Raw genomic sequence first — 21,044 nt, 5'->3', positions numbered from 1 at the left:
TCCGTGGTGTACACGTCCGCGCCGGCCGTCAGGAGCAGCCGTACGGTGGCCGTGTCCCCCCGGCCCGCCGCGATCATCAAGGCGGTCAGCCCACTGGCTGTGTCACGGGCGCTCGGGTCGGCCCCGAGGTGGAGCAGCCCGGACACCCTTTCGGTATCGCCGTCGCGCACTACGGCTATGAATTCCTGGCGCGTTGGAGTCGTCATCCTTTTCTTCTGCCTTCTTTAGGGATGAGTCGGCGAACGGAGATTAGCCAGGCGGCCGGTACCCCATGCGGCGACCTCACAAACTCTTACTTGTTACTGCGGAGTCTTGACGCCGGCCGCTCGCGACCTCAACAAGTCGCGAGCACCTAACAAACTGCTTCCGATTTCCTTTGACAGGTGTTCGCCGTTGGCCCAGTGTCATGGTCGGACACCGAAACCGACCACGTCGGAGGATTCACGTGAAGCACATTCTGGTCGTTCTCTCCGAGTACGGATACTGGGCCGAGGAATTGGTCGGCCCGCTCCGCGAGTTCGACGAGCGCGGATACCGCGTCACCTTTGCGACGCCCACCGGAAAGCGCGCCCACGCCCTTCCGCCGAGCCTCGACGAGGAATACATCGACCCGCCGCTCGGCCGTTCCGTGACCACCGCCGAGGTGGCCGAACTGGGCCGGCAGGTGGAGAGCGGAAACCGGCTGGACAATCCGCTGAGCCTCACCGGCCGGATCCCGGAGCGGCCTTACACCAGCGCCCCCGACTACCTCCGCGAGCTGGAGCAGTACCACCGGTCGCTGGAGCAGGTCGACACGGAGCTGGAACAGTTCGACGCGCTGCTCATCGTCGGCGGCAGCGGGCCCATCGTCGACCTGGCCAACAACGAGCGGCTGCACGATCTGATCCTGGCGTTCGTCCGGGCCGGCAAGCCGGTCGGCGCCGAGTGCTACGGCGTCGCCTGCCTTGCCTTCGCCCGCGACTGGGACGACCGCAGGAGCATCATCTGGGGCAAGCACGTCACCGGTCACTGCAAGGAGTACGACTACAAGGAGGGCACCGGCTTCCTGGGAACCGACTTCGTCATGGGCCCGCCGCCGTACCCGCTGGAGTACATCCTGCGCGATGCGACGGGGCCGCAGGGTGCCTATCACGGGAATTTCGGAAAGCCGCTCTCGGTGATTGTCGATTTCCCGTTCATCACCGGTCGTTCCACCCCCGATTCCTTCCTGACCGGTCAGAAAATGGTCGAGGTGCTGGAGGACGGGATCACCCGGTTCGGCTGGTAACGGACCCGTTGGCAGCAGTCGCGTAAAAGAATCCGCAGGGAGTGCACGATGGTGGGCAAGTCTGGAAACGTCAAACTCATCGAGCAATTCAAGGCCGACGGCCTGGATGTCATGTTCGGAAATCCCGGAACAGCGGAACAGGGCCTGCTCGACGCGGCCGAACAGGGCCCGGGATTCCGGTATGTGCTGGCTCTTCAGGAGACGGTGGCGGCGGGAATCGCGGACGGCTATGCGCGGGCGACCGGGAAGGCGGCGCTGCTGCAGCTGCACAGCGGGGTGGGCCTGGGCAATGCGATCGGCATGCTCTACCAGTCGATGCGCGGGCACACTCCGCTCGTCGCCATCGCCGGCGACGCCGGGGTGCGGTACGACGCCATGGACGCCCAGATGGCGGCCGATCTCGTCGCCATGGCGCGCCCGGTGACCAAGTACGCGGCCCGGGTGACCGATCCACGTTCGCTGTTGCGGGTGGTGCGCCGGGCCGTGAAGATCGCCATGACCCCGCCGCGCGGCCCGGTCTTCGTCGCCCTGCCGATGGACGTGCTCGACGAGCTCAATGACGAGCCCGTCATCGCTTCCACCGTTCCCGTCACGGTCTCTGCACCCGAGGCGGGGACGGTGGCCCGGGCCGCGCAGCTGCTGGCGGCCGGAGAGCGCCCGTTGATCCTGGCCGGCGACGGTGTCTCAACAGCCGGGGCGCAGCGGCAACTGGTAGCTGTGGCCGAGCAGTTGGGGGCAGACGTCTGGGGCGTCGACTCCTCGGAGGTGAACTTCCCGGGCTCGCATCCGCTGTACCGTGGCCAGCTGGGCCATATGTTCGGCGAGCGCAGTGCCGCCGTCGTGGCGGAGGCGGACGCCGTGCTGATCGTGGGTACATACGTCTTCCCGGAGGTCTTCCCGGGGCTCGGCAGCCCCTTCCGGCCGGACGCCCGGATCGTTCACATCGACCTCGACTCCTACGAGATCGCCAAGAACTTCCCGGTCGATCTCGGTGTGGTGGCGGACCCACGGCCGGCCCTCACGGTGCTCGCCGCCGAGCTGCCCGGCCGACTGACCTCCGTCCAACGCGCCGCGGCTGCCCGGCGGTTGGCGGTACGCAAGGAGGAGCGGCAGCGGACCCTGGGCGATGCGGCGGTAGGCGGCTCGACGCTGGAATGTTTTCTGCAGGAACTCGCCCGCCGGGCAGGGGACGACCTCATCGTGTTCGACGAGGCCCTCACCTCCTCGCCCGCCGTGGTCAAGCATCTGCCTCCGGACCGGCCCGGCGACTACTTCCTCACCCGTGGTGGCTCCCTCGGAGTCGGTATCCCGGGGGCCGTGGGAGCCAAGCTCGCCCACCCCGACCGTACGGTTGTGGGCTTCACCGGCGACGGCGGGGCGATGTACACGTACCAGGCCCTGTGGACCGCCGCCCGGCACTCGGTCGCGGCCAAGTTCGTGGTCTGCAACAACCGCAAGTACCGGCTGCTCGACGACAACATCGCGCAGTACTGGAAGGAACGGGACATCCCCCGGCACGACTTCCCGTCGTCCTTCGACCTGTCCCGCCCCGACATCCGTTTCGCCGACGTGGCGCGCGCCCTGGGCGCCGACGGCATTCGGGTCGAGAAGCCCGAGGAAGCCGCCGACGCTGTCGAGCGGATGCTCGCCGCAGCGGGGCCCTTCCTGGTCGACCTGCAGGTCTGACCGACACCTCTGACCGACACCCGAGGAGTCCCGCCATGCCGGAGGCATCCGCCCTCCGAGGGCTGACCGAAGAAACCGTCCGTGCGCTGGCCGAGCGGTGGTACGCCGCACTGGACCGCCATGACGACCTGGACGAGATGAAGACGTTCGTCGTCGACGACGGCCTGGTGATGCGCTTCCCCGAAGGCACCTTCCGGGGGCATGTCGGCTTCGCCAAGTGGTACGTGGCCGTCTCGCACCGGTTCTTCGACGAGGAGCACAAGGTCACCGGCACCCGGGTCGTCGTCGACGGCTCCGAGGCCCGCGTCCATGTCCGCGTCAACTGGCAGGCCCGGATGTGGAATCCGCCGTCAGCCAGGAGTGAGTGGCTCGGCTTCGACGCCCGCCAGACCTGGACCGTGGTCGCCGGCCACAGCGGACCCACACCGCTGATCAAGACCTACATCTGCAATGCGCTGGAGCCGATGCCGGGCTCCGCCGCCCTGTGAGGAGCTGGGAAACGTGAGGGACGCCCGCGATGTGCTCGCCCGTTACTACCTCTACGCCAACGCCGGTGACTGGGACCGGTGGTGCGACCTGTTCGCCGACGACATGGTAATGGACGAACAACTGGCCGGCCGTATCGAGGGCCGCGACAAGCTCCGCTCGATGATGGCCGGCATGGAGGAGCTGTACGCCTCCTTCGAGAACATCCCGTCGCACTTCCTGGTCGACGGGGACGAAGCCGCGGTGGTCTCCCACATCTCCGCGCGGAGCTCCTCGGGCAAGCCCATCGAGGCGGCTGCCATGAACTACTTCCGCATCGAGAACGGGCGCATCACCTACCTGGCCAACCACCACGACACCCAGCCGTTCCAGGTGCTCTCCCAGAGCTAGCCCCCTGCACGGAACGCCCGGAGAGACCTATGAGCCCCATGAGCCCTATGAGTTCCATCAAGGAAGACTTCGACTACGTCATCGTCGGAGCGGGCACCGCCGGCAGCGTGTTGGCCGCCCGGCTCACCGAGGACCCCGACGTACGCGTCCTCCTGCTGGAGGCCGGAACCGGCCGGATCCCGCAGGAGGTCGACGACCCCACCGCCTGGCTCCGGCTGCTCGGCGGCCGGATCGACTGGCGCTACCGCAGCACTCCGCAACCAGGCCTCAACGGCCGGGTGACCCGGGAACCACGCGGTCGCGCGGTGGGCGGCACCAGCAACCTCTATCTCATGATGCACGTCCGCGGTCACCCCTCGGACTTCGACAACTGGGCCTACCAGGGCGCCGCGGGCTGGTCGTTCCAGGATGTCCGGCCGTACTTCGAGCGCCTGGAGACCCTTCCGCCCGTTTCCGCCGCCCAGCACGATCCCCACCCGGCCTCCCAGGCATTCCTCGATGCCTGCGCCGAGCTGGGCCACGAAAAGGTGGCGGACTTCAACGCAGGCGTCATGCAGGGCGCCGGATGGCATCACCTCGACATCGCCGACGGGCGGCGCCGCGGGGTCCTCGCCTCCTACCTGGAGCCGGCCCTCCGCCGCTCCAACCTCACCCTGCGCTGCAACGCCCAGGTCATCGGGCTCGCCTTCGCCGGTGACACCTGTGTGGGGGGGAGTACCTCCAACGGCGGGAGCGGCCTGGCGTGGGTGGCCGCGAAGTACGGGACGTGCACGGCGAGCCGGTCCGGCTGGGCCTGCACCAGGCGTGCGCCGCCGGCGAGGTGATTCTCGCGGCCGGCGCCGTCGAGTCCCCCAAGCTGCTGATGCTCTCCGGCATCGGCAGCCCCGATCACCTCCCTGGGGACGCCTCTCGTCTACGCGGCGAGTTCTCCGGCCGACTTCCAGTGAGGAGTGAGGCGTTCCTTCACGAGTTCGGATCGGTTGAAATCCGATGGCGGGAGGGGCGGTTGCACTGTAATGGAGTGCAGGTAGCGCTTGAGTATCGCGCGCCTTTGGCGCAGTGAACCGCCCGTCCAGTTTTTGAGGAGCTCGTCAGGAGCAACTGCCGGTTCCGGTGCGCCCTCCAGGGCGGCGATCGATTCCCTGTGCGTGGAGATCTTTCGGTTGAGGGTCGCGAGCATGGTGAAGTAGTCCTCTTCGGTGAGACCGGCTTCGTGCAAGGAGCCTTCCGACCATTGATGGATGAGTTCACTCTTGCGCGAGAGATCCTGGTCAAGTCGAGCCTGCAATGCTGTGATGGCGCCCGAGGATTCCACCTGATCGGTTTTGGCGGCCTGAAGCTGCTTGCGAAGGAACGTCGCCATTGCTTCCTCGATTGCTGCGTCCGCAGTCTGAGCCGCGATGGCGGTTCCGCCGCAGCCCCCTCGATCGGAGGGTGGGCACATGTAATTGCGGATGGTCCTTCCTGACCTGCGCTCCCTGTAGGAATGACCGACAAGGCCGCGACGGCATTTGTTGCATCGCAGGATTCCGGACAGCAAGTACTTGTTGATCGGTGCGACGCCGGACTCGCCCGGCTTGATGCCGGCCTTTTGGCGACGGCGCTGCCACTCGAACTGGACCTGGGACCACAGCTTCGGGGTGACGATGGGTTCCCATGTCCCGAGCAGGGGACGCCCCTCGTCGTCGAAGAGGACCAAGGACCAGCCGTCCCCGGCTGCGGCAGCTTCGACTCGGTGCTTGCCCGCGTAGGAAACCATGCCCGCGTAGCGCGGATTGCGGAGCATTTTGGCGATCATGGTGGATGACCAGGTGCGGGCGGAGGGCGGCGTGATGCCTTCGTTGTTGAATGCCTTGGCGATGCTGTAGGCCGATTCTCCCGTCATGAAGTCCTGGAAGATGCGGACGACGACGTCGGCCTCATCCGGGACGAGCTGTCCCTTGCGCCCGCCCTTGCGTACCCAGCCGTAGGCGATGCGGCCTTGGGCGAGTCCGTTCTGAGCGGCGGACAGGTGTTGGCGGGCGACGCGGCGGGCGGTGTCCTCGGAGGACTTGAGCGCCATCACGCACATCATGCGAGCCATGTGACGGTCGCTGTCATTGATCAGATTCATGCGGCCGCCGGTGGCCCCGGTGACAGGCCTCTTGACGTACTCGACGATGTCGATGAGGTCTTCCAGATCCCGCGGCTGGCGGACCAGCCGGTCGAGGTCGTAGAAGATGACGCCGTCGATCACACCGTGCGCGAGGTCGGCGAGCAGTTGGCGGAATTCTGGGCGCAGGACCACCCAGTCGACCGATCCGTCGGACTTGACGACCTTGCGCTTCTTGAAGGCCGAGGTGTCGTTCTCGCGGTAGATCTTGGCGAACGGGCCCCAACGCAGGCGGGTGCGCGAATCCTGGGCGTCCTCGAGCTGACGGTCGACGCCGGTCTCCAGACCGAAGCGGTCGGAGGAGATGCGCAGGTACGCGCCGGGGCGTTTGGGCGCGTATGCCGCCAGGTGGTCGTAGAGGTTGAGGGTCACCTGTCCACCGCGGGCGTGCGCGGGAACGTCGAAGTCCTCCCAGACGGTGGGGGCTGCGGTCGTCACGGTGTTCGGCTCCTGGTGCTCGGTGGCTCCGGTACCGGGCACTTTCCGTCGAACTCGGGGGTTTGGTGGTGCCGGGGATCCGCCGTAGGATGCGCGGCCGCCTGCATGGATACTGATCACCATGCGTATCGACTTTGATCCCGCTGACATGTCTCGCAACGAGTTCTACAGGCTGCTGACCGCGGTGGTTGTGCCGCGGCCGATCGCCTGGGTGTCGACCTACGATCCATATAGTGATTCAGCGAACCTTGCCCCGCACTCCTTCTTCAACATAGCCAGCGTGACGCCGCCCGTAGTGCAGTTCAGCTCCGTCGGGCGGAAGGACACCCTGCGGAACATCGAGGCAACCGGCCAATTCGTGGTGAGTTTTGCCGCGGAGGGCATGGAGCAGCAGGTGAACGAAAGTGCTACGGATTTCCCGCACGGGGTGAATGAATTCGAGGCCGCGGGAATCGCTTCCGAGCCGAGTGTGCGGGTGAAGCCGCCGCGGGTGGCCGAGTCGCCGGTGGCATTGGAGTGCGAGGTGCACAGCACGCTGGGGATCGGGGATTCCACGGTGGTGTTCGGGCGGGTGGTGCACGCAGTGGTATCGGCCGCCGTGCTGGCTGACGGGCATCCGGAGATCGCCAAGCTTCGGCCGTTGTCGCGGCTGGGCAAGGATGAGTGGGGGACGGTCGCCGGCGTGCAGTCGATCTCCCGTATCCGGCATGCGGAATGGCAGGGACCTGCCGGACGGAATTGAGGGGGAGATTTTTTCGCCCCGGATTGCCGTGCGGTTCTGTTCGAGGCCATTTTCGGCTCATGGCGGTGCTCGGGACTCTGCGGATGGGGTGTTGGTCCTGACCTGCGTAGGGACGAATGGAGTCGTTGTGAACGATGACCGTCTTCCCGTCGGGGAGTCTCGAGCCGCTGCGGACACGGCGTTGCCGGCGTCGTCAGGATTCGCCGGGCCGTCCGCGGCGGTGGGATTCAGCCGGCGGTCGGCTCTGCGAGTGGCGGCCGCGGGGGCGGCTTCCGTACCGGCGGTGGCGTACGGGGCCGGGCACGCGGGCGCCGCCGATCGGGGGGAGGGGAGGGGGCTGCGGGTCATGACCTTCAACCTGCGTTACGCCTCCGACACCCGGCCGCATTCGTGGGCCGAGCGGCGCCCCGTAATGCGGTCGCTCCTACGGCGCGAGGCTCCGCATCTGATCGGGACCCAGGAGGGGCTTTACGGGCAGCTCCGCGATATCGCGGAGGATCTGGGTCCGCATTACGCCTGGGTGGGGACGGGGCGGGGAGGCGGAAGCCGGGATGAATTCGCGGCGATTTTCTATGATGTGCGGCGACTCGCACCGGTCGAGTACGACCATTTCTGGCTGTCCGATACGCCGTATCTGATCGGGTCGGCGACCTGGGGGAACACCGTGATTCGGATGGTGACCTGGGTGCGGTTCCGAGATATGTGGGGCGGGGGCGAGTTCGCTGCGTGGAATGCCCACCTCGATCATGCGAACCAGTACTCGAGGGAGCGATCGACTGCGCTGATCCGTGAGCGGCTCGGTGTGCTCGATCCGTCATTGCCGCGGATCGTCACGGGTGACTTCAATGTCGCGGCGCACAAGAATCCCGTATACGAGGCGATGCTGGCGGACGGGGCGCTCGTCGACAGCTGGGACGTGGCCGAGGAGCGGAGCGCTCAGTACGGGACGTTTCACGGGTATCGGCCGCTGGTGCTGGACGGGGACCGGATCGACTGGATTCTGACCTCGCCGGGCGTGCGGACACGGTGTGCCACGATCAACACCTTCTCCGAGCACGGACAGTTCCCGAGCGATCACCTTCCGGTGCAGGCGTTGCTGGAGTGGTGAGGGCTGTGGGGCCGTCGGCTGTGGGATGGGCTGCCGGGACAGTCGGGCTCAGCGCTGCTGTGCTGCCGTCCCACGGATCTGGAGACCGTTGAGGAGTTCCTGAGTCGCGGCCGCCACGGCGTCCACGGCGTGCTCGAACACCTCGCGGTTGTGTGCGGCCGGTGCGCGGAAGCCGGAGACCTTGCGGACGTACTGAAGGGCCGCGGCCCGGACGTCGTCATCGGTGACTTCGGGCGTAACGGGCGGGCGAAGGGTCTTGATGCTGCGGCACATGAGTCCAGTGTGCCTCTGCCTCTGTCTCCTGGGAGCGGATATGGGCGGGGTGTGTGGATCTGCCGCGTTGGAGGCGGGCCGTGGGCGGGGGCCGGGAGCTGAGCCGGCTGCGGGGCCCGCCGTTTGGTTCGCTGTGTGGGAGACAGGGCCGGGTGCGGTGACGGTCGGGCGGAACTCCGCACTGGATACGGGGTCGACGGGCGGGTCAATACGGGGCCGACTCGCGGGTCAGCTGAGCCCGGTGACTCGCATGGTGATGTTGAGGCGGCCATTGGCGAGGCCCGTCGCCGGGTCGCCGGTGCCCGGCCGGACCTTGGGCACTCCGTGGTACGCGAAGCGCGACGGGCCGCCGAAGACGAACAGATCGCCGGAAGCCAGCTCGATGTCCGTGTACGGCTTGGTCCGCGTCTCCGTGTTGCCGAACCGGAAGACACAGGTGTCGCCGATGCTGAGCGAAACCACCGGTGCGCCGGACCGCTCCTCCTTGTCCTGGTGCATGCCGAGTTTCGCCTGGTCGTCGTAGAAATTGATCAGTGCGGTGTCAGGTGTGTAGCCCTCGCCCGCGGTCGCGTCCTGATACGCGTCGACCAGCGCCCTGCGACCCAACTCGATCATCCAGTAAGGGAATTCGGCAACCCGGGCACCGTTGACGTCGTCGGCGGTCCGGGTATACGCGTACGGCTGCCAGTGCCATCCGATGCACACCGTCTGGACGGACATCACGCCGCCCCGGGGGAGTTTGGTGTGCCGGATCGGTGCCGGGCCACGCGCCCAGCCGCGGCAGGCGGTGACCAGCTCGCGCTGCTGGTCCAGGGTCAGCCAGCCGGGGACGTGGACGGCGCCGGGGGCGAGAACGTGGCGGGAGGGGTGTCGTTCCTGGCCGGGGGGCGGGGAGGAGCTGGCCGTACCGTCAGTAGCGTCGGTGTCGTTGATGTCATTGCCGGTGGCGGCGGGCGTGCGAGGAGTCCGCTGGGGCTGGTCGGTGCCTTCGGCCCCCGCAGGGCCCGTGGTCCCGGCAGAGCCGCCGCCCGTGGTTCTCGCGGGCATCCTGGCTCCTGCAGCCCTGGTTCCCGAAGAACGACCGGTTCCCGCGGGTCCCTCGATGTCTCCCGGCAGCCCGTTCCGCTCAAGCCCCCCGAAGTCCTCGAAGCCGGGAAGTGGCGTACTCATGTGCTCCTCGACCTGCCTGTTGTCTCGTCGGCCCGGTGGCTGCCACGTGGCAGCCACGTCGATCGCTGCTGTGGCGGTCGCGGTGTACCGATCGCGCCAGTGGCTTGGCTGCTCGTGCTCCTGCGATTGTCCTCTCCTCAGCGTGCCATGGAGCGGCGTACCCGCGGGGCGTGGGAAGCCGCCGGGTGGCGACCTCCAGCCACCTCGGGCCTCTATTCCCTCCCGTCGCCTCCGGCCGCCTGACGGCCCCGACAGGGTGCAGGGCACCCGGCTGCCCTGCGCGACTGCCCGGCCGCATTGTGTTCCCGACGGATACGGGTACGGATCCGGATACGGTGCGGATACTGATGCGGATCCGGGTATGACTCGACTCGACGCCTTGGGGCGGCCGCGATAGTGCGTCGACTGGGGGTCGCTCGGCGCAGAGGTATCTTCGCGCCTCCGCCCCAGGCCCCCACTGCCCCGCGGTATAAACCCCTGCGCGTCGGCGTCACCTCATCGAGTACATGATCCGCCTTTCAAGTCTGCCATCGGCTTCTCCCGTCCATGCTCGACGAGCGCCTGGCGCCAACCGGGGACGTCTTCCGCGGCCTTCGGCATGCCCGGCTGCACGCACTGTCCGAGCGAGAGAAACGGCACCTCGTGCATTTGACTCCACATGAGCAGGAACGGCTGCTCATTCATGTGGCCGCCGACGTAGCGCAGCGGCGCCGCGCATGCGGGCTGCTCCTCAACTATCCAGAGGTGATGGCCCTGTTGTCGGTGCACGTCTTCGAGCAGGCACGCGCCGGCAAGACGGTCAGCGACATCATGGACTCGGGCCGACGCCTGATCGGCCGTGACGAGGTCATGGAGGGCGTCCCAGAGATGATCAAAAACGTCCAGGTGGAGGCCACCTTCCCGGACGGCACCAAGCTTGTCACCCTCCACGACCCGTTCCCCGAGGCCGCGGAGGAACCCGAGGTCCATCCGGGCAAGGTCGAGCATCCCCGGCCGCCGCGCGCACCGGACTGCCCGGTCGAGTGCGGCAAAGGCAACGGCAACGGCTCGTCCGCGTGTTGCGACGCGTGCGAGGACGCCGCCTCCTGGTACGAGGCGATCGAGTTCAACCGGAATGTGCAGAAAGACGCCACCCGCCAGGGGAGTCGGAGCAACACGAAGATCGCCGGGGGCAGGACGAAGATCAAGGTGAAGAACGTGTCGGACCGTCCCATCCAGGTGGGTTCCCACTATCACTTCGCCGAGGTCAATCCCGACCTGGAGGTCGTCGCGGTCGAGGTCCCCGCCACGGTTCCGCCGAAGGACCGCAAGCTCAGGAACTGCGAAGCCGCATGGATGCGTCGGCTCAACATCCCCGCGGGTACGTCCGTGCGCTTCGAGCCGGGCGACGAATGCTGCGTCGAACTCGTGGATATCCAGGGGGATCGGATCGTCAAGGGACTGCGCAAGGAGGTGAACCCGTGAGCAAGAGCGCGAACATGCCGTCGGGCACCGGCTCGGCGAGCCAGCAGGCCGGGCGACCGGGCAACATGCTGAAGCGGGCCGACTACACCGCTCTGTACGGGCCCACCACCAAAGACCGCGTGCGCCTGGCCGACACCGCCCTGACCCTTGAAATCGAGGCGGACTGGAGCGGCGGGCCCGAGCACAGCGGCAACGAGATGATCTTCGGCGGCGGCAAGGTGATCCGTGAGTCGATGGGCATGGCGCACATCCCAAGGACCGGGGACGACAAGGGATGCAAGCCCGTGGACACCGTCATCACAGGTGCGCTGATCCTCGACTGGTGGGGTGTGGTCAAGGCAGACGTCGGTATCCGCGACGGGAAGATCGACGCCATCGGCAAGGCGTACAACCCCGAGACGATGGACCAGATCAAGAAGTTCGAGATGCCGCGCCGCATCCCCAAGGGGCATCGGCTTCCGGTGACGGCGCGGCCGAAGAACTTCGTGGTCGGCCCGAGCACCGAGGTCATCTCTGGCAACGGGCGCATCCTCACCGCGGGCGGCGTGGACACCCATGTCCACTTCATCTGTCCCGAGCAGATCGACGAGGCGCTCACCGCGGGAGTGACCACCCTCATCGGCGGCGGTACCGGCCCGGCCGAGGGCAGTACGGCCACCAGTGTGACCCCGGGCTCCTGGCACATCACGCGGGCCTTCGAGAGCCTGGACCAGTACCCCGTCAACATCGGTCTGCTCGGCAAGGGCAGCACGGTGGACGAGAATGCCCTTGAGGAACAGGTCGACGCCGGTGTCATCGGGTTCAAGGTCCACGAGGACTGGGGTGCCACGCCCGCCGTGATCGATGCGGCGCTGAAGGTGTGTGATACCCGCGGAGTTCAGCTGGCCCTGCACGCCGACTCGTTGAACGAGTCCGGCTTCCTGGACAGCACCCGCGACGCCTTCACAGGCGAGTCGGGCCAGGCACGCTCGGTTCACATCTTCCACGTCGAAGGAGCCGGTGGTGGCCACGCTCCGGACATGATCGAGCTGGTCAAATACAAGAACGTCCTGCCCGCCTCGACCAATCCGACCCGCCCCTTGACGGTGAACACCGTGAAGGAGCACGTCGACATGATGGTGGTCTGCCACCACCTCAACCCGGATATTCCGGCGGACATGGCCTTCGCCGACTCCCGCATCCGGCCGTCCACCATGGCCGCGGAAGACCTGCTCCACGACATGGGCGCCATCTCGATGATGTCCTCCGACGCCCAGGCGATGGGACGGATCGGAGAGATGATCATGCGTACGTGGCAGACCGCGCACGTCATGAAGTCCCGCTACGGCCATCTGCCGGAGGACCTCGCGCACGCGCAGGTCCGCCCGGTCAAGGACGACACGGACGACACGGGCCACCCGCACAATGCGGACCGGCTGACGCCGAACGACAACTACCGAGCACGTCGCTACGTCGCCAAATACACCATCAACCCGGCGGTCACACATGGCATCGACGGACACGTCGGTTCCGTGGAGACGGGGAAGCTCGCGGACCTGGTGCTGTGGGAGCCGAAGTTCTTCGGCGTGAAGATGCACATGGTCCTCAAAGGCGGGCAGCTCGCGTACGCGCAGGTCGGCGATGCCAACGCGTCGATCACGACGCCGCAGCCCTACCTGCCCCGGGCGGTCTGGGGCGCCACCGGCCGAGCCACGAAGACCAACTCGGTCAACTTCGTGGCACCCGACGTGACGCGCAGCGGCACAGCAAACACAGTGGCTGCCCGCCTCAACAAGCGCACCCGGCCCGGCCTCGGCCTCGACAAGGAGTTCGTACCGATCAAGAGCACCCGGGGCGTCACCAAGGCCGACATGAAGCTGAACGACACGTGGAACATCGAGCTCGAGGTCGACCACAACAGCTTCGAGGTCACCATCGGCGGCGCGACCACGGGTGACACCCGTACGGAACTCAACGGAGTGACCGTGCCGCGGTCCTACGTGAATGAAGTGCCCATGGCGCAGCGGTACTTCCTCTTCTGATCCGGCCTGACCCGAACCGGCCTGACCCGAACCGGCCTGACCCGAACCGGCCCGCCCGGCCGACGGCGTCGGCACGGCGACCGTGGTGTGGACGGGCACCCGCGCCCGCCCGCGCCACGGCGCACCCTCCGATCCGCCCCCGATCCCGCGAAAGGCAGCCGCGCGCCCATGAGCCGTACCGCCCTGCTCCTGCTGGCCGACGGTCGCTTTCCCGCCGGTGGGCACGCCCACTCCGGCGGCGTCGAAGCCGCCATCGCCCACACCTCCGTACACGACCTCGACAGCCTCGAAGCGTTCTGCCGCGGACGCCTGCACACCACCGGTCTGACCACGGCCGGCCTGGCCGCCGCGGCCGCCGCCGGTTGCGACCCGCTGCTGCTGGACGACGCCGCCGACGCCCGCACCCCTGTTCCCGCGCTGCGCGCCGTGGCCCGCAGGCTGGGCCGGCAGATGATGCGCGCGGCACGCGCCACCTTCCCGTCCCCCGAACTCGACCGTGTGGCCGCCGCGCGCCCTCGGGGCGCCCATCAGCCCGTCGTCCAGGGCCTCGCCGCCCGAGCCGCCGGACTCGCCCCGGTGGACGCGGCCCGCGCCGCCGCGTACGAGAGCGTCGGCGGACCGACCACCGCGGCGGTGCGCTTGCTCAGCCTCGACCCGCTCGGCGCCTCGCGGCTGCTGGCGCGCCTCAGCACGGAGATCGACGCCGTTGCCCTGGCCGCCGCCGACGCGGCGGACCGCGTCGCGACCGAGGGACTGGGCGCCCTGCCGTCGGCATCCGCTCCCCTCCTGGACATCACCGCGCAGCAGCACGCCGCCTGGACCGTGCGGCTCTTCGCCTCCTGACCCCCCCCCCACCCCCACCTCCCGCCCGCCTCTCGGAGCTCCCATGCACCCCGACCACCCCGTGACCCTGCCCCACCGCCACGCCTACAGCGCGACGCCGCTTCGCGCGGACGGCAGCCGCCGCGCCTTCCGCGTCGGCCTGGGCGGACCCGTCGGCTCCGGCAAGACCGACCTCGCCCCGCACGTCGGCGCCGACCTCGCCACCATGGCCGCCGACGCCGAACGACACCGCGGCGACCTGCCCGTCGTCCTCACCAGCCTCACCTCCGACGACGGCATCCGCGAGATCGCCGACCGGGTCACCGGCCACCTCACGCGGTGGCGTGCGGAGGCGACGGCATGAACGCAGACACCCAACTCGCCGTACCCAAAGGCCCGTTCAAAGCCGCCGACGCCGGGGAATCTGCCGGACACCCGCACGGCGTGCGCGCCACCGCCCGCATCCGCGCCACGTACAACGGACGTGTCACCACGCTTCCGCAAATGCACAGCGACGGCCCGTTCCACCTCCGACGCATGCGCACCGGCGGCCGGGGCGCCACGGTGGGCATCATCGGTGCGATGAGCGCCCCGCTCGGCGGCGACCGGCTCGCCCTCGACATCACCGCCGAAGACCGGGCCGAACTGGAAGTCACGACGGCCGCCGCCACACTCGCCCTCCGCGGCCCGACCACCGCCCCGGCCACCTACGACGTACGACTGACCGCCGGGGAAGGCGCCAGCCTGCGCTGGCTACCCCGGCCGCTGATCAGCGCCGCCGGTAGCAACCTGCACCAGACCTGCACGGTCGACCTCGCCGCCACCGCACGACTCCTGCTGCGAGAGGAGCAGCTCCTGGGCCGAGCCGACGAGAAGTCGGGTCACCTCGTCAGCCGCATCCGGGTCCACCGCGCCGGCCGCCCACTGCTCGACCAGCACACCGCCTACGGAGACCCCGAGCCCGGCTGGGACGGTCCCGCCCTCCTCGACGGGCACCGCGCCGTCGGCCAACTCCTCCTCGTAGAACCAGAGATGGACGCCGAACACGACCCCGTCCTCCTCCGCAATGGGACCCACGACGGCTGTGCCGTCCTCGCACCCCTGGCCGGCGGCCCTGCCCTGCTCGCCACCGCCGTCGCACCGACCTCCTCGGCCCTGCGGGAGCTGCTCGACGAGGCCCTCGCACACGCCCTCGGAGCGTAATGGGCGCTGTCCGCCGCCTCGGTGGGCGGCGGACCACATCGTCGGGGCGGCGACCCGAGGGCTCGGAGGTCTCCGGTGAGGCAGCGACCGGCGCGGACGAATGCGGCCATAGGCGGTTCCGGAATGTCGGCGCAGACGCTGCCCTTTCCCCGCCATGCGGTGGTCGACGATGCTTCCATGAGGGCAAGGCAGGGCGCTTCCCCTCCGCAGCGGGGCGCCCGACATGGAGGAGGCTTCCCTCGTGACGACGAATGCGATGAACCGGTCCGCCGAATCCGGCGGTGGCGAGGGGCCGGTCGTCTTACCGGAACGGGCCGCCTCACTGGTCGAGTTGCTTCGGCGCCATGCCGCCCGCACAGAGGAGCAGCGAAGGGTTGCCGAGGAGAACATCGCGGCACTCGACGAGGCCGGACTGTTCGGCATCACGGTTCCCAGGCGATTCGGTGGCCACCAGGCGAGCGTCCGCACCCTTGTTGAGGTGGGGGCGGAACTCGGCCGCGGCTGTGGGTCCACCGCCTGGACCACGAGTTTGATCAACGTCTCCGGCTGGGTCATCGGCCTCTTTCCGGAACGCGCGCAGCGTGAGGTCTACGAGGCGAACCTCCGTGCCCGAGCCTGCGCTGCCCTCCCGCCCCACGGCACGAGCACGCCGGCCGACGGAGGGCAGGTCATCACCGGACGGTGGGGCTTCGCGTCCGGCTGTCTGCACGCCGAGTGGGCGCTGCTCGGCGTATCGATCACCGACGCAGGCGGCGAGCGGCCGGACCAAGGACTGGCGCTGGTCCCGATGAACCAACTGAAGATCGAGGAAACCTGGCATGTGGCCGGGATGTGCGGCACCGGAAGCAATACCCTCATCGCCCACGACGTCTTTGTCCCTGCGCACCGCATCCTGTCGGTGACCGGGGCGAAGCAGGGCAGATATCCGACCGAGTTCAGGGACGAGGTCCTCTACCGCGCGGCGTTCGTTCCGACGCTTGCCCTGTCGCTGGCCGGCCCGCTGCTGGGTCTTGCCCGCGGCGGAATGGAACTGGTGCGGGCCTCTCTGGCGCGGGGACGCGGCATTTCGCACACCTTCTACGAGCAGGCACGCCAGGCGCCCTCCACCCAGATGCAATGCGCCGAGGCCGCCCAACTGATCGATACCGCCACCCTGCACCTCATGCGGGCGGCGGACGATGTCGACAACTGTGCGGCGAGGGGCCAGTGCATGCCCCTCCTCGACCGGGCCCGGGTGCGCATGGACATCGCCACGGTCGCTCGCAGCTCACGAGAGGCGCTGGACATCCTGCTGACCGTCCACGGAGCCAAAAGCTTCGCCGACGGAAATCCGTTGCAGCGCATCTGGCGAGATCAGGAGACCGGTAGCCGGCACGCGCTGATCAACCCTGCCATCGCGACCGAGATCTACGGCCGGGCTCTGCTCGGTATCGGTGACCAGGTCAGCCCGCTGATCTGAGCGCGTGCCGCTGCCGTGGTGAGCGCGGCCAAGGGATTCGCCGAGACCAGCCGGCGTCCCGCAGCTGGTCAAAGGCACCTGTTGGTTGAGCTGCCACAGCAGTTGCCAGGCCACTTCCTGCACGCCTGGGTAGGGGTAGTTCAGTACCCACACCACGTTCGCACCCGCGATGTCACGCACCTCGACTTTGCCGAGGAACGGCCCGAAAGCCTTCAGGGGGCCATCGACCTGGCCCATCGGACACTGGATCCGGATTCCCGCACCGGTGAGCCCGTTCAGAGTGCCGATCCACACCTCATGCCCGTCGGCGAAAAGGCGGTTGGCGTACAGGGCATGACCGCTGTCCAACTCGGCAAGTGTTCCGACGAGCAGCACGAACCGCACCGGGCCCCCTCCGGCATCCGATACCGGGATTGTGCTCTTGGAGGAGTGCGCGAAGAAGAGGGCGAAGCCGGGTCTGGTCAATATTGGCCAAGCAGCGCACGGCGAGCCGCTGCCCGACGTAACGCACCTGCTCACCTCGGTGGAGCTGATCGCACATGGCGCCCTGGATCCCTTCGGGGACCGCCCGGACGACAAGTAACTGGCCGCCCTGCGTCCGGCCGCCGACGAGGTGCCACTGCTCACCCGGCTGCGCAACGGCGCACCTGTCGTGCTGGGCCACCGGGCCGTAGCGCCCCGTCTGACCGATGCGGTGCGCCGTGCAGAAGCCGACGCCGCCGTGGCAACCCTGTTGTCGTGCAGCGGGCCCCTCCCCTCGCTGACCACCCGGCGCCCACTGCTTCCCGCCCAGGGGCTGGTCCAGCAGGGAACATATGCGCTGGCCGGTGGCCGCCGAGTAGGCGTGGTCTGCGCACTGCCGCATCAAACGGAAGTGTTCCGCATGCACTGGTCCGCGGCACTCGGCGGCGATGTTCCGGTCGTGACGGCCGACCCCTACGCAGGGAGCGATGACGCACTGACCGCGGCGGGAGTCACTCTGGCAGACGCCGGCGTTGCGGGCTATGCCGCCTCCACCACCTCTGAGCGCACCGCGGCCGTCCAGATCTCCAGAAGCACCGCATACTCCGCCATGTCCTGCGCCGTCCATGCCAAGCCGTGCCGGGCGCGCACAAATCGCCGGATCGATTCGTTGGCCTCGGACGAAGGGACGGGATCCCCCATGGGGGCAGAAGGAGTTGGGGACATGTGAGACATGGTAGGGGCAGTCAGTGACAATTCGTCACCACGTGCGCCCCTCGTGCGCCCCCTCGATTCCCTCCTCGCCCCCGCCTGCTCGCCGTCTCCGTCCTCCGACCAGCAAGTATCTGTGAGGCAAGGCAAGGGCGGGCAAGGCCAAACCAAGCGCCGTCCGCCGTGCGGACCCCCGCGCCAGCGGGCGGCCTCCAGCGAACGATCTGACACCAGCGGTACGGTCACACCGACGTGTGACCGGCTGGTTCCGGCCAGCCATGATGCTGGAACCACTCCGGCGCCAGAAACGACATCACCGCCGCATCCACCCGCGTGCCCTCCCACAGCAGCGCATCGCGCAGTACGCCTTCAGCGACGAACCCCACCTTCTCGTAGACGCGGCGAGCCCGCGGATTGAAGGAGTAGACCTCCAGCGAGATGTGGTGCAGACCCAGCTTCTCGAAGCCGTATCCCACGATCAGCCGGGTCGCCTCCGTCCCCATGCCGTGCCCGTAGGTGCCAGGGACGAGGCAGATGCGGAAGTTGCAGCTTTCGTTGCCCGGGTCCCAGTCGTTGAGAACCGCCTCACCGATGACGTTCCCCGTCGCCTGCTCGACCACGGCGAGGTCCAGCCGGTCCTCCTGGTCCCGCCGGGTGTCGTACCAGGTGCGTATCCGCGCTTCATCAGGTCGGCCGTCGTCATGGCTGCCGGTCAGCCGTGATGCCTCCGCGTCCCGGAACATCGGCATCAGCGCGGACACGTCATCCACCGTGACTGGCCGGAGCAGCACCTTTTCCCCTCTCAGCGTGGGCTTGCTGACGAAGTCGGGACGTGGGGCACTGTGAACGTGATCAACCATTGCGGCATTGTGTCCCGCCGTCCCGCCTGGCGTCCTCCCGTTATCCGCACACACCCAGGCCACCCGGCCACCTTTGGTTAAGAGGAGCTAACACAATGAGCTGAGTTGCCAGTGGGCGATGAGACAGCAGGCGAGTCTCAGGAACGCCTCGTGGATGTCGGCTCGGCGTTCCCAGCGCACCCGGAGACGTCGGAAGCCGTGTAGCCAGGCGAACGTACGCTCTACCACCCAACGGTAGATACCCAGTCCGCTGCCGTGGGGCGTGCCACGGCGGGCAATGACGGGCAGGATCCGGCGGGCACGGACCATCTCGCGGTAGATGTCGTGGTCGTAGCCGCGGTCGGCGAACAGCGGGTCAGGCTTGCGGCGGGGACGGCCGACCCGGCCGCGGACTGGTGGGATGGCATCGAGCAGTGGCAGCAGCTGGGTGACGTCGTTGCGGTTGCCTCCGGTGAGGATGACCGTGAGCGGGGTGCCGTGCCCGTCAGTGATCATGTGGTGCTTGGAGCCTGCCCGGCCACGGTCGACCGGCGACGGACCTGTGTGGATCCCTCCTTTCAGGGCTCGCACGTGGCTGGAGTCGACAACGCAGCGCGCCCAGTCGAGCCGCGATGCGGCATTCAGCTCGGCAAGTAGTACCTCATGCAGTCGTTGCCAGACTCCGGCCTCGTTCCAGTCCCGCAGCCGTCTCCAACAGGTCATGCCCGACCCGAAGCCCATCTCGGCGGGCAGGTACTCCCACTGGATGCCGGTGTGCAGCACGTACAGGATGCCGCAGAAAACCTTTCGATCCGGCACGGGCTTGCGCCCTGGATACCGGAACCGCCGTTGCTTGCACGGTAGAAGCGGTTCGATCCGCTCCCACAGCTCATCCGACACGTTCCATGGTGAAGCCCCCATGTGGTCAGAGTGCTCAGCGCGCCCTGCCGACACCACCGCTAGGACCAAGGCACTTCATTGCGGAGGCCGTTGTCGGCGGGTATGCGACATCACCCGTGCAGGGCAAGGGTGCAGTCGCAGACCTGCCAGCTACCTCTCGACGAAACCTGCTGGACTGATCGCGAACCGCGCTGCCTTCACAGGATGGAACGCCATGCCGATTACCACCACCGCTTCAGTCAACAGCCAGTTCTTATCCCCTCGGTCCCCGCTGATGGGGTGGCTGGCCGTGGTCTCGGTGATGCTGGGAATCTTCGCCATCGTCACCACCGAGATCCTGCCGATCGGTCTGCTGACCTCGATCGGATCCAGTTTCACCATCTCGGACGGGATGGCTGGACTGATGATGACCATGCCCGGCTTCCTGGCGGCTATCGCCGCCCCACTGGTCACCGCGGCCACGGCACGCTTCGACCGCCGAGTGATGCTGTGCGTTTTCATGCTCCTGCTGGCACTGGCGAACTTCCTGGCCGCCGCGGCATCCAACTACTGGCTCGTACTGACCTCCCGGATCATGGTCGGGATCACGATCGGCGGCTTCTGGTCGATCGGGGCAGGGTTGGCGGAACGACTGGTGCCGCCGGCCTCGGTCGGCAGGGCTACTGCCGTGATCTTCTCTGCCGTCCCGCTGGGATCCGTCCTCGGCGTGCCGACCGGGACCCTCATCGGAGATCTCGCCGGATGGCGAACGGCCTTCACCGTCATGGGAACTCTGACGGTCGGCGTACTGGTCATGCTGCTCTTGCTCGTACCGCCGCTTCCTCCGGTCCAGGCCACACGGCTTGGCGTCCTCAGCGGCATGCTCCGCAGTGTCAAAACCCGCTTCGCACTCTTGCTGACGTTCCTTGTTGTGCTGGCTCACTTCGGCACCTACACCTACGTGACACCGTTCCTGGAACAGGTCACCCACGCCAGCGGTGGTCTGATCACTACGTTCTTGCTGCTCTACGGTGCCGCCGGCATCCTCGGCAACTTCCTGGGCGGCGCCTGGGTGGCCCGGTATCCCCGGACCGTCTTTGGGCTCGCGGCCGGCCTGATCGCCACGGTGACCCTCCTGCTTCCAGCGTTGGGCTGCTGGGAGGTCGGCGCAGTGATACTGCTGATCGTGTGGGGCATCGCGTATGGCGCCGTGCCAGTCGCGTCGCAGACCTGGTTCTCCAAGGCGGCACCGCATGCCCCGGAAGCGGCAACGGTCCTGTTCACCGCCTCCTTCCAGGCAACATTCTCTATCGGTGCACTCGTAGGGGGAGTCATCCTGGACCGCACCTCTCCGTCCGCAGTCATGCTGCTGGGCGGATGCACCGCGGCTCTCATGGTCCTGGCAGTAGGGGCACGCTTCGCCGAACGCTTCCCCGGCCCGGACCGCAAAGAGCAGTCCTGAATGCACAGAG

Annotated in this window: 21 protein-coding genes and 2 pseudogenes; 17 read left to right on the top strand and 6 right to left on the bottom strand. The window is 67.8% G+C overall.

Annotation, left to right across the window (positions count from 1 at the left end; genetic code table 11):
* Positions 1-11: 11 nt before the first annotated feature.
* A pseudogene (locus tag SNA_RS45235) lies at positions 12-206 on the bottom strand (ankyrin repeat domain-containing protein); the annotation flags it as partial.
* 200 nt (positions 207-406) lie between these two features.
* Here SNA_RS45235 and SNA_RS19265 point away from each other — a divergent pair.
* Genes SNA_RS19265 through SNA_RS19245 form a run of 5 tightly spaced genes read left to right on the top strand, consistent with a single transcriptional unit; the run spans position 407 to position 4,653 of the window.
* Positions 407-1,267, top strand: coding sequence for a type 1 glutamine amidotransferase domain-containing protein (locus SNA_RS19265; RefSeq protein WP_044365950.1), 861 nt, complete (start codon positions 407-409; stop codon positions 1,265-1,267).
* Positions 1,268-1,315: 48 nt separating this feature from the next.
* Positions 1,316-2,953, top strand: a complete 1,638-nt coding sequence (locus tag SNA_RS19260) for a thiamine pyrophosphate-binding protein (RefSeq protein WP_030068505.1) — start codon at positions 1,316-1,318, stop codon at positions 2,951-2,953.
* Between the two features lie 35 nt (positions 2,954-2,988).
* Positions 2,989-3,441 (top strand): nuclear transport factor 2 family protein, encoded by a 453-nt coding sequence (locus tag SNA_RS19255; protein ID WP_030068504.1) that lies wholly within the window; start codon positions 2,989-2,991, stop codon positions 3,439-3,441.
* A gap of 13 nt (positions 3,442-3,454) precedes the next feature.
* Complete coding sequence (locus SNA_RS19250) at positions 3,455-3,829, top strand: nuclear transport factor 2 family protein (RefSeq protein WP_030068503.1); 375 nt, start codon at positions 3,455-3,457, stop codon at positions 3,827-3,829.
* Between the two features lie 47 nt (positions 3,830-3,876).
* Positions 3,877-4,653, top strand: coding sequence for a GMC family oxidoreductase (locus tag SNA_RS19245; RefSeq protein ID WP_051877422.1), 777 nt, complete (start codon positions 3,877-3,879; stop codon positions 4,651-4,653).
* 89 nt (positions 4,654-4,742) lie between these two features.
* Here SNA_RS19245 and SNA_RS19240 read toward each other — a convergent pair whose 3' ends face one another.
* Complete coding sequence (locus tag SNA_RS19240) at positions 4,743-6,419, bottom strand: recombinase family protein (protein ID WP_198535082.1); 1,677 nt, start codon at positions 6,417-6,419, stop codon at positions 4,743-4,745.
* A gap of 121 nt (positions 6,420-6,540) precedes the next feature.
* On the opposite strand from SNA_RS19240, the gene SNA_RS19235 reads away from it, so the two are divergent.
* The gene (locus SNA_RS19235) at positions 6,541-7,161 is read left to right on the top strand and encodes a flavin reductase family protein (RefSeq protein ID WP_030068501.1); all 621 of its coding nucleotides are present in this window, start codon (positions 6,541-6,543) and stop codon (positions 7,159-7,161) included.
* 220 nt (positions 7,162-7,381) lie between these two features.
* Complete coding sequence (locus SNA_RS19230) at positions 7,382-8,269, top strand: endonuclease/exonuclease/phosphatase family protein (RefSeq protein ID WP_044365948.1); 888 nt, start codon at positions 7,382-7,384, stop codon at positions 8,267-8,269.
* Between the two features lie 48 nt (positions 8,270-8,317).
* Here SNA_RS19230 and SNA_RS19225 read toward each other — a convergent pair whose 3' ends face one another.
* Positions 8,318-8,542 (bottom strand): DUF2277 domain-containing protein, encoded by a 225-nt coding sequence (locus SNA_RS19225; protein WP_030068499.1) that lies wholly within the window; start codon positions 8,540-8,542, stop codon positions 8,318-8,320.
* Positions 8,543-8,770: 228 nt separating this feature from the next.
* Positions 8,771-9,589, bottom strand: a complete 819-nt coding sequence (locus SNA_RS19220; RefSeq protein ID WP_241779733.1) for an alpha-ketoglutarate-dependent dioxygenase AlkB family protein — start codon at positions 9,587-9,589, stop codon at positions 8,771-8,773.
* 765 nt (positions 9,590-10,354) lie between these two features.
* On the opposite strand from SNA_RS19220, the pseudogene SNA_RS43955 reads away from it, so the two are divergent.
* The 9 genes and pseudogenes from SNA_RS43955 to SNA_RS39855 form a co-directional block, all read left to right on the top strand.
* Positions 10,355-10,648 (top strand): annotated as a pseudogene (locus tag SNA_RS43955) (urease subunit gamma); the annotation flags it as partial.
* Between the two features lie 180 nt (positions 10,649-10,828).
* Positions 10,829-11,176, top strand: coding sequence for an urease subunit beta (locus SNA_RS43950; RefSeq protein WP_241779734.1), 348 nt, complete (start codon positions 10,829-10,831; stop codon positions 11,174-11,176).
* Between the two features lie 65 nt (positions 11,177-11,241).
* Entirely contained in the window at positions 11,242-13,197 is a 1,956-nt protein-coding gene (gene ureC / locus SNA_RS19210) for an urease subunit alpha (RefSeq protein WP_030068496.1), read from the top strand.
* 168 nt (positions 13,198-13,365) lie between these two features.
* Positions 13,366-14,040, top strand: coding sequence for an urease accessory protein UreF (locus SNA_RS19205; protein ID WP_030068495.1), 675 nt, complete (start codon positions 13,366-13,368; stop codon positions 14,038-14,040).
* A gap of 43 nt (positions 14,041-14,083) precedes the next feature.
* Positions 14,084-14,383 carry a P-loop NTPase family protein gene (locus tag SNA_RS45230; protein WP_030065752.1) on the top strand — a complete coding sequence of 100 codons (300 nt, stop codon included), beginning with the start codon at positions 14,084-14,086 and terminating at the stop codon, positions 14,381-14,383.
* Entirely contained in the window at positions 14,380-15,222 is an 843-nt protein-coding gene (locus tag SNA_RS19195) for an urease accessory protein UreD (RefSeq protein ID WP_030065751.1), read from the top strand. Before SNA_RS45230 ends, SNA_RS19195 begins: the two co-directional genes overlap by 4 nt.
* Before the next feature lie 241 nt (positions 15,223-15,463).
* Positions 15,464-16,681, top strand: coding sequence for an acyl-CoA dehydrogenase family protein (locus SNA_RS19190; RefSeq protein WP_241779732.1), 1,218 nt, complete (start codon positions 15,464-15,466; stop codon positions 16,679-16,681).
* Between the two features lie 415 nt (positions 16,682-17,096).
* Positions 17,097-17,264, top strand: coding sequence for a hypothetical protein (locus SNA_RS42490; protein WP_157879987.1), 168 nt, complete (start codon positions 17,097-17,099; stop codon positions 17,262-17,264).
* Positions 17,265-17,873, top strand: a complete 609-nt coding sequence (locus SNA_RS39855) for an AroM family protein (protein WP_078970004.1) — start codon at positions 17,265-17,267, stop codon at positions 17,871-17,873.
* A 223-nt stretch (positions 17,874-18,096) separates the two neighbouring features.
* On the opposite strand, the gene SNA_RS19185 is transcribed toward SNA_RS39855, so the two are convergent.
* On the bottom strand, positions 18,097-18,714 hold the full coding sequence (locus SNA_RS19185) for a GNAT family N-acetyltransferase (RefSeq protein ID WP_030065749.1): 618 nt from the start codon (positions 18,712-18,714) through the stop codon (positions 18,097-18,099).
* Between the two features lie 87 nt (positions 18,715-18,801).
* Positions 18,802-19,614, bottom strand: coding sequence for an IS5 family transposase (locus tag SNA_RS19180; RefSeq protein WP_030065748.1), 813 nt, complete (start codon positions 19,612-19,614; stop codon positions 18,802-18,804).
* A gap of 193 nt (positions 19,615-19,807) precedes the next feature.
* Here SNA_RS19180 and SNA_RS19175 point away from each other — a divergent pair, with 193 nt between their 5' ends.
* A complete protein-coding gene (locus tag SNA_RS19175) occupies positions 19,808-21,034 on the top strand; it encodes an MFS transporter (RefSeq protein ID WP_030065747.1) in 1,227 nt (408 codons plus the stop codon).
* The last annotated feature ends 10 nt before the right edge of the window (positions 21,035-21,044 follow it).

This window comes from Streptomyces natalensis ATCC 27448 (genome assembly GCF_000935125.1).
In the GTDB taxonomy this organism is placed as follows: domain Bacteria; phylum Actinomycetota; class Actinomycetes; order Streptomycetales; family Streptomycetaceae; genus Streptomyces; species Streptomyces natalensis.
The sequence above is the reverse complement of the archived record's forward strand: the minus strand, read 5'-3'. Positions and strand labels throughout refer to the sequence as shown.

Excerpts from the sequence above, each read along its gene's own strand:
- SNA_RS19255 (WP_030068504.1), top strand. The coding sequence starts at position 2,989 with ATGCCGGAGGCATCCGCCCTCCGAGGGCTGACCGAAGAAACCGTCCGT.
- SNA_RS19235 (WP_030068501.1), top strand. The coding sequence starts at position 6,541 with ATGCGTATCGACTTTGATCCCGCTGACATGTCTCGCAACGAGTTCTAC.
- SNA_RS19225 (WP_030068499.1), bottom strand. The coding sequence starts at position 8,542 with ATGTGCCGCAGCATCAAGACCCTTCGCCCGCCCGTTACGCCCGAAGTC.
- SNA_RS19175 (WP_030065747.1), top strand. The coding sequence starts at position 19,808 with ATGCCGATTACCACCACCGCTTCAGTCAACAGCCAGTTCTTATCCCCT.
- SNA_RS19185 (WP_030065749.1), bottom strand. The coding sequence starts at position 18,714 with ATGGTTGATCACGTTCACAGTGCCCCACGTCCCGACTTCGTCAGCAAG.
- SNA_RS19260 (WP_030068505.1), top strand. The coding sequence starts at position 1,316 with ATGGTGGGCAAGTCTGGAAACGTCAAACTCATCGAGCAATTCAAGGCC.
- ureC (WP_030068496.1), top strand. The coding sequence starts at position 11,242 with ATGCTGAAGCGGGCCGACTACACCGCTCTGTACGGGCCCACCACCAAA.
- SNA_RS19265 (WP_044365950.1), top strand. The coding sequence starts at position 407 with ATGGTCGGACACCGAAACCGACCACGTCGGAGGATTCACGTGAAGCAC.
- SNA_RS19220 (WP_241779733.1), bottom strand. The coding sequence starts at position 9,589 with ATGCCCGCGAGAACCACGGGCGGCGGCTCTGCCGGGACCACGGGCCCT.
- SNA_RS45230 (WP_030065752.1), top strand. The coding sequence starts at position 14,084 with ATGCACCCCGACCACCCCGTGACCCTGCCCCACCGCCACGCCTACAGC.
- SNA_RS19180 (WP_030065748.1), bottom strand. The coding sequence starts at position 19,614 with ATGGGGGCTTCACCATGGAACGTGTCGGATGAGCTGTGGGAGCGGATC.
- SNA_RS19245 (WP_051877422.1), top strand. The coding sequence starts at position 3,877 with ATGAGTTCCATCAAGGAAGACTTCGACTACGTCATCGTCGGAGCGGGC.
- SNA_RS19195 (WP_030065751.1), top strand. The coding sequence starts at position 14,380 with ATGAACGCAGACACCCAACTCGCCGTACCCAAAGGCCCGTTCAAAGCC.
- SNA_RS19205 (WP_030068495.1), top strand. The coding sequence starts at position 13,366 with ATGAGCCGTACCGCCCTGCTCCTGCTGGCCGACGGTCGCTTTCCCGCC.